We start from the raw sequence: 14113 nt of genomic DNA on the forward strand, positions 1-14113 counted from the left end.
GGCGGTGCCGGTGGCGGCGGCGGCGCCGGCGGCAGCACCGGTGCTGGCGGCGCGTGGGGGCCTCGAGGCCCCGTTTGGTCCGGCCTTGACCCCTCGCAGCCCCGGCGCAGCCCCGCTTCAGGGGGTGGTTGCGGCCAATGACACGGGGAGCGCGGGCAATGTTCCACGTGAAACACGCGTGATCCTGCGCGGGCTGCAAGGGGGCGCGGCGGGCCCGCTGGCCGGCCCCGCGGCCTCGCGCACCCGGGGCCTCGGCACCCGCTTCCGCAGCGCCTCTTCGGGTGCGTCTTCCTCCTCTTCCGCCGCCGCCGGGGCGGTGCCCGCAGCGCCCGCCGGGCCGCCTCCGGAGACCTATCGATGACCCGCGCCCTGTGGCTTGCCGGCCTTGCCCTGTGCCTCGCGCCTGTATCAGGAGCGGCGGACAACCGGTTGCAAACGCTCGCCTATGATGCGGGCGCGGTGGTCCGAGTGGAGGGCCGGGTGAAGGTCCAGACGACGATCATGTTCGGCCCTGACGAGGTGATCGAGAATGTCGCGATCGGCGACAGCGCGGCCTGGCAGGTGCAGCCCAACAAGGCGCAGACGATCCTCTTCGTGAAGCCGCTGGAGGTGGCGGCGCGGACCAACATGACGGTGGTGACCGACAAGCGCACCTATCTCTTCGATCTGGTGGCAAGCCCGAGGAATACGGCGCTGTACGTGCTCAAGTTCCGCTATCCCGAGCTCGAGAAGGCTGCCGAGGAGGCGCGCCTCGCGGCGCTCGCCGAGGCCGAGGCGCAGGCCGCGCGGGCGGCCGCCGGGTCGGCGGCGGGGGAGGGCGCGCCCGGTGCGTCGGGCGGTGCGGCGTCCGGCACCGATCCGGCCAAGCTCAACTTCGCCTGGGCGAGCGCGGGGACCGCCGACCTGTTGCCGGTGCGCGCCTATGACGACGGGCAGGCGGTGTTCCTGACCTGGCCCGAGGGGGTGGCGGTGCCGGCGATCCTGGTCACCAACGAGGATGGCGAGGAGGGGCCGGTGAACTTCACCGTGCGCGGGGAGACGATCGTGATCGAGGGGGTGCCGCCCAGGCTGATCCTGCGCTCGGGGCGGGCGACGGCGAGCCTCGTCAACACTGCGCTCGGGGCGCCCTCGCTGCACAGCGCAGGGCTTGCCGCGCCGCGCGGGAAGGGCCGGAAGTGATGCTGGGACAACGTCTTGTGGAGGAAAGCTGATGCGGCTCGCGATGCGCCTGCCGGCGAAGAAGGGTGAGGGCGGCGAGGCCGGTGAGGCCGGTGTCGACCCGCGCACGCGTGAGAGCGCGGAGATCATCGACCTGGCGAGCCGCGCCGCCTTCCCGGTGGTGACCGAGCGCCGGGCGCGGGGCGAGGGGCTGCAGCTCGCCGCCGGGGTGGCGGTGGTCGGCCTGCTCGGCGCGGTGACCTTCTGGGCGATGAACGCCGCGCGCGTGCCCGCGCCGCAGACGATCGGCAATCCGGCGGTGAGCGCGCCGCAGGCCGGGGCCGCCGTGCCGGTGCCGGCGGGGCCCGTGCCTGCGCCCGAGCCGACCGGCGTGCCCGTGCCGCTCGCGCCGCAGGCCGATCCGGCGCCCGCGGCGGTCTATGCGGTGAACCCTGGCAATGTGCCGGGCACGGCCGCCAATCCCTATGGCAGCCCGCAGTTGGTGTTCGATGCGAGCACCGCGCGCGGCATCCGCGCGGCCGAGGGTCCCGCGCCCGCGCCCGTGCCGGGTGCGCCGGGGGCGCCGGCCGGGAGCGGCGCGGCCGCGGCCTTCGCGAGCAGCATCGGCGGGGTCGGCGGCGCGCCCGCCCGGGCCCGCCCGATGCTCAATCCCGCCACCACCGTCACCGAGGGCACGCTGATCCCGGCGATCCTCGAGACCGCGATCAACACCGACGTGCCCGGGTATGTGCGCGCGGTGGTGAGCCAGGATGTCAGGAGCTTCGACGGCAAGCAGGTGCTGATCCCGCGCTCCTCGCGGCTCATCGGCCAGTACCAGGCGGGCGTGCAGCAGGGCCAGAAGCGCGCCTATGTGATCTGGACGCGGCTGATCCGCCCCGACGGCGTGTCGGTGGCGATCGCCTCGCCGGCGACCGCCTTCGACGGCACCACAGGGCTCGCGGGCGACGTGAACTCGCACTTCTTCCAGCGCTTCGGCTCGGGACTGCTGCTCTCGGTGGTGGGAGGGCTCGGGGCGGTGGCGACCGGCGGGATCGGCGGGGTGCTGGTCGCCGGCAGCGCGCAGAGCGCGGCCAATGCGGCGGTGCAGTCGAACGGCCAGATCAGCCCGACCATCCGGGTGCGCATGGGCGAGCCGATCCGGGTGTTCACCGCCCGCGACCTCGACTTCAGCGCGGCGGCGGGCTGAGCGGCGGATGAGCGCGGACATCCACCGCCTGGCGGCGGAGGAGGGCGGATCCGTGCCGCTCCCCTCCGAGCGCCCCGTGGAGCGTTCCGTCTATCTCGACGCCTACCTCGCGCCGTTCCGCCGCTGGCTCGAGCGCGACACGGTGACCGAGATCATGGTCAACCGCCCCGGCGAGGTGTGGATCGAGGATGCCGCCCAGCCGGGGATGCAGCGCATCCTCGCCCCCGAGATCGACGACCGCCTGGTGCAGCGCCTCGCCGAGCAGGTCGCACGGGTCAGCCACCAGGGCATCAACCGCGAACACCCGCTGCTCGGCGCGACGCTCCCCGATGCGGGCGGCAGCGGCACCGCGCGCGTGCAGTTCTGCGGCCCGCCCGCCGCGCGGCGGCACTGGGTGATGGCGATCCGCCGCCACCGCCGCCTCGACCTGCCGCTCGATGCCTACGACACCGGCCCGCTGGTCCCCGCCGCGCCGCTCGCCATGCCCGACCCGCACGAGGCGCCGATCGCCTTCCTGCGCGCCGCGATCCGCGCAAGGGCCACGATCCTCATCTCCGGCGGCACCAGCACCGGCAAGACCACCTTCTTGAATGCCATGCTCGGCGAGATCCCCGCCCACGAGCGCGTGGTGCTGGTCGAGGACACCCCCGAACTCAAGCTCCCCGGCGCCAACGGCCTCGGCCTCGTCGCGGTCAAGGGCGACCTGGGCGAGGCCCGGGTCACCGCCAACGAACTCCTCCAGGCCGCCCTGCGCCTGCGCCCCGACCGCATCGTATTGGGCGAACTGCGCGGAGCCGAAAGCGTCAGCTTCCTGCGCGCCATCAACACCGGTCACCCCGGCAGCTTCTCCACCATCCACGCCAACTCCCCCGAAAGCGCACTCGAACAACTCGCCCTCATGGTCATGCAAACCGGCATCGGCCTCACCAGACACGACACCATCCAATACGCCGCAAACGTCATCGACATCATCGTCCAACTCGGCCGAAACAACCAAGGACAACGATCCATCACCAACATCACTCAAACCAAAAATATCGCGTGAGACGAGCCAGGGCGACGTCGAGGCTCGGCCTGGTGCGGGACAACGCTGCCAAGGCCCGCAATCGGAGCAGGCTTTGCGCCGCCCCCTGCAATCGCAGGCTTGCGCTTTGCGGTGACACGTCAGATGCAGGCGCCATCTCCAACGGGAATCAGACAGTTTGACGATTCATGTAAGGCCTGACCGGCAGCGCGCCGCGGCTGCCGACGCTGCGGTGCTCGACCCGCGCAGCCTCGTGTCTGCGCTGCGTCCCTTCACCAAGGTGAACACCGGGAGAAGCATCGGCGAGCTGGCAGTGACGCTTGTCCCGTTCTTCGCGCTCGTCCTCGCGATGCTCGTTGCGGTCAGTTCGGGATACGTCCTTGCTCTGGTGCTCGTGCCGGTTGCCGGGCTGCTGTTGCTGCGGACCTTCATCATCCAGCACGATTGCGGTCACGGCGCGTTCCTTGGCACGCGCACCGGCAACGATGCGCTCGGCCGCGCTCTGGGTGTCCTGACTTTCACCCCCTACGACTGCTGGCGCCGATCGCATGCGCTGCATCATGCGACCACCGGCAATCTCGACGCACGCGGCTTCGGCGATGTCGACACCCTGACGGTCCGCGAGTTCCGATCGCGTGGGCCGGTGCGGCGCGTGCTGTACCGCATCTATCGCCACCCGATCTTCCTTTTCGGGTTCGGCCCAGCCTACCTGTTCGTGCTGCGGCACCGGCTGCCGATCGGGCTGATGCGCGAAGGCAAGCGCTACTGGATCAGCGCGCTGGCGACCAATCTGGCGACGGGCGGCGTCCTGGCCGGGCTGATGGTCCTGTTCGGCATCGCTGCCACTGTGCTGGTTGTCGTCCCCACCCTGCTGTTTGCGGCGACGACCGGGGTGTGGCTGTTCTACGTCCAGCACCAGTTCGAACGCGCCCATTGGAACGGCGGCGAGGAATGGTCGTTCCACGAGGCCGCCTTGCATGGCAGCTCGCACCTCGACCTGCCGCAACCGCTGCGCTGGTTCACCGGGAACATCGGCATCCACCATGTGCACCACCTCGCCAGCCGCATCCCGTTCTACCGCCTGCCGGATGTCCTGGCGGCCTACCCGCAGCTGCGCGATCTCAATCGCCTGACGATCGGCGCGACCTTCAAGCCGATGACCCTCGCCCTGTGGGACGAGGACCAGCGCAGGCTGGTCTCCTTCCGGAAGGCCATCGGCACGTCATCCTGACCCGGCCGCGGCTTCTTCGGCCCTGGGGGAAGGGATTTCCTTTGGGGACGAGGGCATAGGATGCTACGGGCGCGCCCATGCTCACCATCGACAACGTCACGGTCCGGCTCGGCGGCCGGCCCATCCTCGAGCGCGCCAGCGCGACCGTGCCGGTGGGCGCCCGCGTCGGCCTGATCGGCCGCAACGGCGCGGGCAAGTCGACGCTGATGAAGGCGCTGATCGGCGAGATCGAGCCCGACGACGGGGAGATTTCCAAGCCCTCGCGCGCGCGCATCGGCTATATCGCGCAGGAAGCCCCGCATGGCTCGATGACCCCCGAGGAGGTCGTGCTCGCCTCCGCGACCGAACGTGCGGCGCTGCTCGCGGAGCTCGAGACCTGCACCGACATGGACCGGATGGGCGACGTTCACGAGCGCCTGCTCGCGATCGACGCCTACTCCGCCCCGGCACGCGCGGCGAAGATCCTCTCCGGTCTCGGCTTCGACGAAGCCATGCAGCAGCGCCCCGTCGACAGCTTCTCGGGCGGATGGAAGATGCGCATCGCCCTGGCCGCCCTGCTGTTTTCCGAGCCCGACATCCTGCTGCTCGACGAGCCTTCGAACCACCTCGACCTCGAAGCGACGCTATGGCTCGAGAACTTCCTCAAGTCCTACCCCGCCACGCTGGTCGTCATCAGCCACGAACGCGATCTGCTCAACAAGGTGGTGGATCACATCCTGCACCTGCAGGGCGGGCAGCTGACGCTTTATCCGGGCGGCTACGATGCCTTCGAGAAGCAGCGTGCGGAACGTGCCGCGCAGCTGGCCGCGGCCAAGGCCTCGCAGGAGGCGCAGGCCGCGCGGCTCAGGGATTACATCGCCCGCAACTCCGCCCGCGCCTCGACCGCCAAGCAGGCGCAGTCGCGCGCCAAGATGCTCGCCAGGATGCAGCCGATCGCGGCGCTGATGGAAGACCCGTCGCTCAGCTTCGATTTCCCCGATCCGGCCGCGATGAAATCGCCGATGATCACGCTCGAACAGGCGGCGGTCGGTTATGGCGCGGCGCCGCCGATCCTCAAGCGGCTGAACTTCCGCATCGAGGCCGACGACCGCATCGCCTTGCTGGGGCGCAATGGCAACGGCAAGACCACGCTCGCCCGCCTCCTCGCTGCGCAACTCTCCCCCGCCGAGGGCGCGGTGAACGCGCCGGGCAAGCTGAAGGTCGGCTACTTTACCCAGTACCAGGTGGAGGAGCTGGCGGGGGAGGACACCCCGCTCGATCTCATGAACCGCGCGATGGAGGGGCTTTCGCAGAGTGCGGTGCGCGCGCAGCTGGGGCGCTTCGGCTTTTCGGGCCCGCGCGCCCAGCAGCGGGTCGACAAGCTGTCGGGCGGCGAGCGCGCGCGGCTCGCGCTGGCGCTCATCACCCGCGACGCGCCGCATCTCCTGATCCTCGACGAGCCGACCAACCACCTCGACGTCGACGCGCGCGAGGCGCTGATCCAGGCGCTCAACAGCTACACCGGGGCGGTGATCCTGATCAGCCACGATCGCCACATGGTCGAACTGACCGCGGACCGCCTGTTCCTCGTCGATGGCGGGACGGCGCGCGAATATGACGGCAGCATGGATGACTACATCGACTTCATTCTCGGGCGGAGCCCGTCGAAGGGCCAGCGCGGTGGCGATGCGCGAGGCGGCAGCAAGGCCGGTGCCGCTGGCGCTGGCGACTGGCGCGCAGCGCAGGCCGCTTTCGGCAAGGCGGAAAGCGCCATCGCCCGGCTGACGTCCGAACTGGAGCGTCTGGATCAGGCGATCCTCGCCTGCGGAAGCGCGGCGGGCGACAAGGGAACGAAGATGCAAAGCTTGCTTACCGAGCGCGCCGCGGCCGCTGCCGCCCTCGCCGAGGCGGAGGAGACGTGGCTCGCCGCCGGAGCGCTCCTGGAGGCCGAACAGGCCGCCTGAGCATGAAAGGCCCGGCATGGATGCCAGGTTCGTGCCGCAGTCGTCCGCAGATCAGTCTCCGTCCCGCCGGTCAGGACCGGAGAGGACGGCGCGGCGCCAAGAACCGAAATTGGTCGGGGAGAGAGGATTCGAACCTCCGGCCCCTGCCTCCCGAAGACAGTGCTCTACCAGGCTGAGCTACTCCCCGACCGTGTCGGCTCCGCGGGGTCAGATGTCCCTGCGGATCGAGGCAAGGCGCGCCCTATAGGCAGACCCGCAGCGGGTGGCAAGCGGGCAAATGCGCGCTATGGTCGAAGCCATGAACCCCCGCACGAATCCGCTTGCCGCCGCCACGCCTCCCCACCCCGAACAGCAATATCTCGACCTGATGCGGCAGGTCTGGGAGACGGGCTCCGAGCGGATCGACCGCACCGGCGTGGGCACGCGCTCGATCGCGGGCGCGATGCTGCGATTCGACCTTGGCGGCGGGGCCATGCCGCTGCTCACCACCAAGCGCGTCTACTGGAAGACCGCGACGCGCGAGCTGCTGTGGTTCCTGACCGGCGAGACCAATATCCGCCCGCTGGTGCTGCAGGGGGTGAAGATCTGGAACGAATGGCCCCACGCGCGCTACGTGCGCGAGACGAGCGATGCGATCAGCCTCGATGATTTCGTCGCCCGCATCGCCCAGGACGAAGCCTTCGCGCGGCGCTGGGGCGATCTGGGGCCGGTCTATGGCAAGCAGTGGACCAGCTGGCCGACCTACCGCTATCGCCCCGACGGGCTCTACGAGAAAGGCGAGGGGATCAACCAGGTCGCCGCTGTCGTTGAATCGCTGCGCACTAGCCCCGGCAGCCGCCGCCACATCATCGAGGGCTGGAATGTCGCCGAGCTCGACCGGATGGCCCTGCCGCCGTGCCACAAGACCTACCAGTTCCATGTCGCGGGCGAGGGTGAGGAGGCGCGCCTCAACTGCCTCCTCTACCAGCGCAGCTGCGACGTCGCGCTCGGCCTTCCGTTCAACCTGTGGTCGGCGGCGCTTCTCACCCGGATGATCGCGCAGCAGGTGGGGATGGAGCCGGGCGAGCTGGTGTGGATGGGCGGGGACGTCCACCTCTACCTCAACCATGCCCATCTGATCGAGGAACAGCTGCGCCGGCAGCCGCAGGGCCATCCGCGGCTCGCCATCACGAGGCTGCCCGAAACAATTTTCGGATATACGATCGAGGATTTCGTGGTGCATGATTACGCACCGCAGCCCCCGATCAGCGCCCCCGTTGCGGTATGATGGCTTGGCCCTCACCGTGCTTGACCGCTTTCGGGCGGTGAAATAAAAATACGTATACAAGCAATGATCGCACCCGCACCTCGCGGCCCTGCGAGCACGGGAGAGCGCGAGCCCATGGCCGATCCGGCACAACCGTCCGACAGCAACCGACCGGCGCTCGCGCTGCACGTGCCCGAGCCGAAATACCGGCCCGGCGACAAGGCCGACTTCTCGCATATCGATATCGGACAGCCCGGCGACCAGCCGCGACCCGACGAGGCGACGCACCCGAGCGCGATGGCGGACCTCGCTTACGGCCTCGTGCGGGTGCTCGGCGACGACAACCGGGCGCACGGCCCTTGGAACCCGCGCCTCTCGCCCGACACCCTGCGCGCGATGCTCGGCCACATGGCGATGGTGCGCGCCTTCGACGAACGGATGTTCCGCGGCCAGCGCCAGGGCAAGACCAGCTTCTACATGAAGTGCACCGGCGAGGAGGCAACCTCGATCGCGCCCGCCATGGCGCTCGCGCATGACGACATGATCTTCCCCTCCTACCGCCAGCAGGGGATCCTGATCGCGCGCGGCTATCCGCTGATCGAGATGATCAACCAGATCTATTCGAACAAGGCCGACAAGCTGAAGGGCCGCCAGCTGCCGATCATGTATTCGAGCCGCGAGCACTCCTTCTTCTCGATCTCGGGCAATCTCGCGACGCAGACCCCGCAGGCAGTGGGCTGGGCGATGGCGAGCGCGATTCGCGGCGACAGCCGGATCGCGGCGACCTGGGTGGGCGAGGGCTCGACCGCGGAGGGCGACTTCCACTCAGCCTGCACTTTCGCCGCGGTCTACAACGCGCCCGTCATCCTCAACGTCATCAACAACCAGTGGGCGATCTCGAGCTTCAGCGGCTTCGCGGGGGCCGAGCGCACGACCTTTGCGGCGCGCGGGCTCGGCTACGGGATCGCAGCGCTCAGGGTCGACGGCAACGATGCGCTCGCCTGCTATGCGGCGGCCGAATGGGCGGCGAACCGCGCGCGCGGCAACCACGGACCTAGCCTCATCGAATACTTCACCTACCGCGCGGAAGGCCACTCCACCTCGGACGATCCGAGCGGCTACCGCAGCGCGCAGGAGCGCGAGGAATGGCCGCTGGGCGATCCCGTGACGCGCCTCAAGAACCACCTCATCGCGATCGGCGAATGGGACGAGGAGCGCCACGCGGCGATGGACCTCAAGTGCGCCGAAGAGGTCAAGGCCACCACCAAGGAGGCCGAGAAGAACGGCATCCTCGGCCACGGCCTCCACCATCCCTTCCACACTATGTTCGAGGACGTCTACGAGGAGCTGCCCTGGCACCTCGAGGAGCAGGCCGCCCAGGCGATCCGCGAGCGCATCGCCAAGTTCGGCACCGAAAGGCCCTTCGGATGAGCGAGACCGTAGCAACCGTGGGCGAAGCCGTGCTCGCAGAACGCCGCCTCAACATGATCGAGGCGATCAACGAGGCGCTGGGCATCATGCTCGAGCGCGATCCTGACGTGATCATCATGGGCGAGGATGTGGGCTATTTCGGCGGCGTGTTCCGCGCGACCGCTGGCCTTCAGGCGAAATACGGCAAGACCCGAGTGTTCGATACGCCGATCAGCGAATGCGGGATCATCGGCGTGGCGGTGGGGATGGGCGCCTATGGCCTGCGCCCCGTGCCCGAAATCCAGTTCGCCGACTACATCTACCCCGGCCTCGACCAGCTGATCTCCGAGGCCGCGCGCCTGCGCTACCGGTCGGCGGGCGACTACATCGCGCCGCTCACCGTGCGCTCGCCCTTCGGCGGGGGCATCTTCGGCGGCCAGACCCACAGCCAGAGCCCGGAGGCGCTGTTCACCCACGTGGCGGGGCTGAAAACCGTGATCCCGGCGACTCCCCACGATGCCAAGGGCCTGCTGATCGCCGCCATCGAGGACAATGACCCCGTCATCTTCTTCGAGCCCAAGCGCATCTACAACGGGCCCTTTTCGGGCTTCTACGACAAGCCGGTCGAGCCGTGGAAGAAGCACCCCGATTCTGTCGTGCCCGAAGGCTACTACAAGATCCCGCTCGGCAAGGCGCGCACCGTGCGCGAGGGCGAGGCGCTGACCGTGCTTGCCTATGGCACGATGGTCCATGTCGCCGAGGCGGTGTGCCAGGCCAAGGGGGTCGATGCCGAGATCCTCGACCTGCGCACCCTCGTGCCGCTCGACATCGAAGCGATCGAGGCCTCGGTCGAGAAGACCGGCCGCTGCCTGATCGTCCACGAGGCGACCCGCACCTCCGGTTTCGGGGCGGAGCTTTCCGCGCTCGTCACCGAACGCTGCTTCTACCACCTCGAAGCGCCCGTGGAACGCGTCACCGGCTTCGACACGCCCTATCCCCACAGCCTCGAATGGGCCTATTTCCCCGGCCCGGTCCGCATCGGCGAGGCGATCGACAAGCTTCTGAAGGACTGACCTCACGATGGCCAAGTTCACATTCAACATGCCCGACGTGGGCGAGGGCGTCGCCGAGGCGGAGGTCGTCGAGTGGCACGTCAAGGTTGGCGACCGCGTGGAGGAGGACCAGCACCTCGTCGACGTGATGACCGACAAGGCGACGATCGATATCGAGAGCCCGGTTTCCGGCACCGTCACCGCGCTGGCCGGCGAGGTGGGCGACACCATCGCGATCGGCGCGATGCTGCTGGTGATCGAGACCGAGGGCGAGGTGTCCGGAGCGGAAGCCGAAGCCGCGGCCGAGCAGGTCGAGGACGAGATGTCGGATGCGCCCGTTCCTGCGGAGGTGGCCGAGCGGATCGAGGTGGAGACTTCGGACGCGGGCGACCAGGAAGATGCAGCGGCGCTGGTCCCATCAACCCCCGTTCGCCCTGAGCCTGTCGGAAGCGAAGCTGACCCGCAGGGGCAACGGCCGTCTTTCACTTCTGAAGAAAAGAACGGTGCATCGACTGGCTCGCCACGAACGGAAGTGAAGGTGCTGGCGAGCCCCGCCGTCCGCCAGCGCGCCAAGGACCTCGGCATCGACCTTGCCCAAGTGAAGCCCGCCGCCGACGGGCGCGTGCGTCATGCGGACCTCGACGCCTTCCTCGCCTACAACGGCGGCTTCGGGGCTGCGGGCGTGAGCCGCGCCGACGAGGCGATCAAGGTCATCGGCCTGAGGAAGCGCATCGCCCAGAACATGGCCGCGGCCAAGCGCCACATCCCGCACTTCACCTATGTCGAGGAGTGCGACGTCACCGACCTCGAAACCCTGCGCGCGCAGCTGAACGAGGGCAGGGGGGACCGGCCCAAGCTCACCATGCTGCCGCTGCTGATCACCGCGATCTGCAAGACCATCCCGCAGTTCCCGATGATCAATGCGCGCTACGATGACGAAGCGAATGTCGTCACCCGCTACGGCAGCGTGCATCTCGGCATGGCCGCGCAGACCGATGCGGGCCTGATGGTCCCGGTGATCCGCGACGCGCAGGGAAAGAACCTGTGGCAGCTCGCCCGCGAGATCGGCCGCCTCGCCGAGGCCGCGCGCAGCGGCAAGGCGACATCGGAGGAGCTGTCGGGCTCGACGCTCACGATCACCTCATTGGGCCCCCTCGGCGGGGTCGCGACCACGCCGGTCATCAACCGCCCCGAGGTCGCGATCATCGGCCCCAACCGCATCGTCGAGCGCCCGATGTTCGTCGCCGACGGCATGGGCGGCGAGCGCATCGCCAAGCGCAAGCTCATGAACATCTCGATCTCCTGCGACCACCGCGTGGTCGACGGACACGATGCGGCGAGCTTCATCCAGGCCGTCAAGACGCTCATCGAGACGCCGGCGTTGCTGTTGGTTGGTTGATGGGAAAATATCCGCCGAGGGCGGTGCGAGGGGCGTTGACAGTCCTCACACCCGGCCCTAATGGCGGCGCTCCACGAGCGGGACGGGATCGCCGGATCGCTCGGAAAGGACAAGATGCGCGGGTGTAGCTCAGTCGGTTAGAGCGCCGGCCTGTCACGCCGGAGGTCGCGGGTTCGAGCCCCGTCACTCGCGCCACTTGTTCCCTGAGGGAAGGCCTTGAAGGCCGGTAAAAGGCGGGCGTTCAGTCCGCCTTTTTCTTTGCCTGGGCCCCCGCAGGCGCGCTCCAGCGGCCGGTCTCCATCCAGATCAGGAAGCGCTTGAGCGGCAGCAGCCACACGAGGCCGAGCACCACGTAGACGGCCGTCTGCGCAAGCCCGCTCCAGCCCCCGATCAGCCCGGGCGCATAGCGCGCGATCACCACGCCATAGACCATGAGGCCGATGAAGAGGGCGATGATGCCGAAGGGGATTCGCCAGGTCGGGGTCTCGCGCATCAGAGGCTTCCGTAGATCCGGGTGGGGGTGACGACCGCGTCGAGGGGCACGTCGTGCGGCTCGGTGGGAAGCGTCTCGCAGGCCTGCGCGTCCCATGCGAGGCCAACGGCGAGCGCGGGGCGTTGTTCCGCAAGCCAGCGGTCATAATGCCCGCCGCCCTGCCCGAGCCGCGCACCATCGGCGGTGAAGCCGACGAGCGGCACGAACAGCACGTCGGGCACCAGCGCCTCGGCATCGGCGGAGGGCTGGAGGATGCCGAAAGGGCCGACCTCGAGATCGTCCTGAGCGTAAGGGTCGGTGTGGTGGCGGAAGGTCATGCCTGCGTCGCGGGCGGCGAAGTGGGGAAGGGCGATGGTGTGCCCGGCATCGCGGAAGAAGCGCGCATAGGCCGCCGCGGGCGCCTCGAAGGGTCCGGCTTGGTAGAGGCCGATCACCGCTTCGGCGGGGATCCGCGCGAGCAGCGGGGCGGGCGGGCGGTGGAACATCAGCGCGCGCAGGTTGTTTGGTAGCGCATCGACGTGCGCCTTGCGCAAGGCACGCAGGTGCTTGCGCAAGGCGGCTTTGGTGAGGTCGGTCATGGGGTTTCGGGTAGCCCCCCGCTGCCGATGCGGCAAGCATGACCGCCGCTCGCCCCTCCACCATCCTGCCGATGGTCCCCCTCCCCCGAAGGGGAGGACTGAATCGGGCCAAAGGCCCGCAAGGCCGAACGGCCGCCCGCAGGGGTGGCCCGAAGGGCCGGGCCCCCGGAGGAACCGCATCGCGGAGGCGTTGCGGAAATCAAGGAAGTGGCGGAACCACCATGGGTCGTTTGCACTCGAAATCCTCTGACGCCTAACGTCAGGTGGGCGCCGTGTACCCGAGCCTCCCGGACGAACCGACAGACAGGGGCAGGGACAACTCCCATGGATTGCTTATAGCCTCAGGGATATTCAATCGGCTCGTGCCGGGCAGTCCCGCCGCCGATCAATCTAGGCGCTTGGCAGCGCCGCTTCAAGCGCGGCCGCGCTCGCCTCGGCCTGCGCGGCGAGGGCTTCGAGCCGGGCGGCGAGGTCCTCGTCCTCGGTAGCGGTGGCAGGCGGTCCGCCAAACAGGTCGAATTGCGGCGTGATCGGCGCGAGCGGCGGGGGGGGCGCGGCGCGGGCCGCAGCCACCGCTGCCGCGTCCCTAGCCTCGGCCGCCTCCTCCCGCGCTGCCGCCAACTCCGCCTCGAGCCGGGCGATGCCAGCGCGCAGGGCATCGGCCTCGCTGGTGTCGGGCTCGGCGAAGGCGGCGACGCGCTTCCTTGCCTGGTCGAGCTCGTCGGCCATGAACAGCGCGGCGAACAGCAGGTTCTGCGCCTCGAGCGGCGCGCGCGATTGGCCGAGCTGGGCATATTTGTCGGCGATCATCGCGCCCAGCGCGCGGATATGCGCCTCCTGCCCGTCGGCGCAGGCCACGGTGTAGGTCTTGGGGCCGATGCTGAGCGTGACGGTGCTCATCCCTCGTGGCCCTCCAGCTGCTCGAGGAGATCGTCGAGTTCGCGTAGACTTTCAGCGACTTGCTCGCGAAGTTTCTCATGCACGTTGACGAGTTCGACGACCTTGCCCGATCCCCCGCCGCTGCGCAGCTCGGTGCCGCCAGCGCCCGCGCGCGCGGCGTCGATGCGCGCCATGGCGCTCTCGATACGGGCCAGGGCGGCAGCGATGCGGTCGGCGGTCATGCGCGCAGGAATACCAACAGAAAAGTGGCCGCGCAAAGGCTTGGCGGGGGCTGTTGATAAGTGGCTCGGCGCGGCGGGCGCCGTCCCTTCCGGGGAGACCCTGCTGCGCGTGGTTGACCTCCCACGAAGCCTCGGCAATGGCACGGCGCACCGCGGCAGGGGTCGAATCGCCTGGACTGGCCCAGATCAGAGGCTTCCGCCGCGAGCAGGAGATCATCCGTGCCGACGAGCATCGACGCCGCCCGCCTCCA

The 14113-nt window shown here is 69.2% G+C and carries 13 protein-coding genes, 2 tRNA genes and 1 pseudogene; 11 read left to right on the top strand and 5 right to left on the bottom strand.

All coding sequences use genetic code 11. The annotated features are described in order from the left end of the window. The 6 genes and pseudogenes from OPU67_RS10960 to OPU67_RS10985 form a co-directional block, all read left to right on the top strand. A pseudogene (locus OPU67_RS10960) lies at positions 1-361 on the top strand (type VI secretion protein); the annotation flags it as partial. After that, positions 358-1179 (top strand): TrbG/VirB9 family P-type conjugative transfer protein, encoded by an 822-nt coding sequence (locus OPU67_RS10965; protein WP_267619578.1) that lies wholly within the window; start codon positions 358-360, stop codon positions 1177-1179. The pseudogene OPU67_RS10960 and the gene OPU67_RS10965, both read left to right, overlap by 4 nt. Positions 1180-1210: 31 nt before the next feature. Continuing rightward, positions 1211-2365: a TrbI/VirB10 family protein gene (locus OPU67_RS10970; protein WP_267619579.1), complete on the top strand. Its 1155-nt coding sequence runs from the start codon at positions 1211-1213 to the stop codon at positions 2363-2365. 7 nt (positions 2366-2372) lie between these two features. Further along, positions 2373-3410, top strand: coding sequence for a P-type DNA transfer ATPase VirB11 (virB11, locus tag OPU67_RS10975; protein WP_267619580.1), 1038 nt, complete (start codon positions 2373-2375; stop codon positions 3408-3410). 157 nt (positions 3411-3567) lie between these two features. Next, complete coding sequence (locus OPU67_RS10980) at positions 3568-4620, top strand: fatty acid desaturase (protein ID WP_267619581.1); 1053 nt, start codon at positions 3568-3570, stop codon at positions 4618-4620. 77 nt (positions 4621-4697) lie between these two features. Further along, positions 4698-6563 carry an ABC-F family ATP-binding cassette domain-containing protein gene (locus tag OPU67_RS10985; protein ID WP_267619582.1) on the top strand — a complete coding sequence of 622 codons (1866 nt, stop codon included), beginning with the start codon at positions 4698-4700 and terminating at the stop codon, positions 6561-6563. A 110-nt stretch (positions 6564-6673) separates the two neighbouring features. Here the strand turns inward: OPU67_RS10985 and OPU67_RS10990 are convergent. After that, positions 6674-6750: transfer RNA gene (locus OPU67_RS10990), tRNA-Pro, on the bottom strand. Between the two features lie 111 nt (positions 6751-6861). On the opposite strand from OPU67_RS10990, the gene thyA reads away from it, so the two are divergent. From thyA to OPU67_RS11015, 5 genes are all read left to right on the top strand, one after another. Next, positions 6862-7830, top strand: a complete 969-nt coding sequence (thyA, locus tag OPU67_RS10995) for a thymidylate synthase (RefSeq protein WP_267619583.1) — start codon at positions 6862-6864, stop codon at positions 7828-7830. Between the two features lie 114 nt (positions 7831-7944). Continuing rightward, positions 7945-9240 (top strand): thiamine pyrophosphate-dependent enzyme, encoded by a 1296-nt coding sequence (locus OPU67_RS11000; RefSeq protein ID WP_267619584.1) that lies wholly within the window; start codon positions 7945-7947, stop codon positions 9238-9240. Then, positions 9237-10292, top strand: coding sequence for an alpha-ketoacid dehydrogenase subunit beta (locus OPU67_RS11005; RefSeq protein ID WP_267619585.1), 1056 nt, complete (start codon positions 9237-9239; stop codon positions 10290-10292). Before OPU67_RS11000 ends, OPU67_RS11005 begins: the two co-directional genes overlap by 4 nt. A gap of 7 nt (positions 10293-10299) precedes the next feature. Next, positions 10300-11670 (top strand): dihydrolipoamide acetyltransferase family protein, encoded by a 1371-nt coding sequence (locus OPU67_RS11010; RefSeq protein ID WP_267619586.1) that lies wholly within the window; start codon positions 10300-10302, stop codon positions 11668-11670. A gap of 118 nt (positions 11671-11788) precedes the next feature. Then, a tRNA-Asp gene (locus OPU67_RS11015) sits at positions 11789-11865 on the top strand. Between the two features lie 46 nt (positions 11866-11911). On the opposite strand, the gene OPU67_RS11020 is transcribed toward OPU67_RS11015, so the two are convergent. The 4 genes from OPU67_RS11020 to OPU67_RS11035 all read right to left on the bottom strand — a co-directional run bounded on the left by OPU67_RS11020 (position 11912) and on the right by OPU67_RS11035 (position 13862). Then, a complete protein-coding gene (locus OPU67_RS11020; RefSeq protein ID WP_267619587.1) occupies positions 11912-12163 on the bottom strand; it encodes a DUF2842 domain-containing protein in 252 nt (83 codons plus the stop codon). After that, a complete protein-coding gene (locus tag OPU67_RS11025) occupies positions 12163-12741 on the bottom strand; it encodes a 5-formyltetrahydrofolate cyclo-ligase (RefSeq protein ID WP_267619588.1) in 579 nt (192 codons plus the stop codon). The genes OPU67_RS11020 and OPU67_RS11025 overlap by 1 nt, the downstream gene beginning before the upstream one ends. Before the next feature lie 390 nt (positions 12742-13131). Further along, positions 13132-13641, bottom strand: a complete 510-nt coding sequence (locus OPU67_RS11030) for a cell division protein ZapA (protein ID WP_267619589.1) — start codon at positions 13639-13641, stop codon at positions 13132-13134. Continuing rightward, complete coding sequence (locus OPU67_RS11035; RefSeq protein ID WP_267619590.1) at positions 13638-13862, bottom strand: hypothetical protein; 225 nt, start codon at positions 13860-13862, stop codon at positions 13638-13640. The genes OPU67_RS11030 and OPU67_RS11035 overlap by 4 nt, the downstream gene beginning before the upstream one ends. Positions 13863-14113: the final 251 nt, after the last annotated feature.

The organism is Erythrobacter sp. WG, assembly GCF_026586795.1.
GTDB lineage: Bacteria > Pseudomonadota > Alphaproteobacteria > Sphingomonadales > Sphingomonadaceae > Erythrobacter.

Excerpts from the sequence above, each read along its gene's own strand:
- OPU67_RS10965 (WP_267619578.1), top strand. The coding sequence starts at position 358 with ATGACCCGCGCCCTGTGGCTTGCCGGCCTTGCCCTGTGCCTCGCGCCT.
- OPU67_RS10970 (WP_267619579.1), top strand. The coding sequence starts at position 1,211 with ATGCGGCTCGCGATGCGCCTGCCGGCGAAGAAGGGTGAGGGCGGCGAG.
- virB11 (WP_267619580.1), top strand. The coding sequence starts at position 2,373 with ATGAGCGCGGACATCCACCGCCTGGCGGCGGAGGAGGGCGGATCCGTG.
- OPU67_RS10985 (WP_267619582.1), top strand. The coding sequence starts at position 4,698 with ATGCTCACCATCGACAACGTCACGGTCCGGCTCGGCGGCCGGCCCATC.
- thyA (WP_267619583.1), top strand. The coding sequence starts at position 6,862 with ATGAACCCCCGCACGAATCCGCTTGCCGCCGCCACGCCTCCCCACCCC.
- OPU67_RS11000 (WP_267619584.1), top strand. The coding sequence starts at position 7,945 with ATGGCCGATCCGGCACAACCGTCCGACAGCAACCGACCGGCGCTCGCG.
- OPU67_RS11005 (WP_267619585.1), top strand. The coding sequence starts at position 9,237 with ATGAGCGAGACCGTAGCAACCGTGGGCGAAGCCGTGCTCGCAGAACGC.
- OPU67_RS11010 (WP_267619586.1), top strand. The coding sequence starts at position 10,300 with ATGGCCAAGTTCACATTCAACATGCCCGACGTGGGCGAGGGCGTCGCC.
- OPU67_RS11020 (WP_267619587.1), bottom strand. The coding sequence starts at position 12,163 with ATGCGCGAGACCCCGACCTGGCGAATCCCCTTCGGCATCATCGCCCTC.
- OPU67_RS11025 (WP_267619588.1), bottom strand. The coding sequence starts at position 12,741 with ATGACCGACCTCACCAAAGCCGCCTTGCGCAAGCACCTGCGTGCCTTG.
- OPU67_RS11030 (WP_267619589.1), bottom strand. The coding sequence starts at position 13,641 with ATGAGCACCGTCACGCTCAGCATCGGCCCCAAGACCTACACCGTGGCC.
- OPU67_RS11035 (WP_267619590.1), bottom strand. The coding sequence starts at position 13,862 with ATGACCGCCGACCGCATCGCTGCCGCCCTGGCCCGTATCGAGAGCGCC.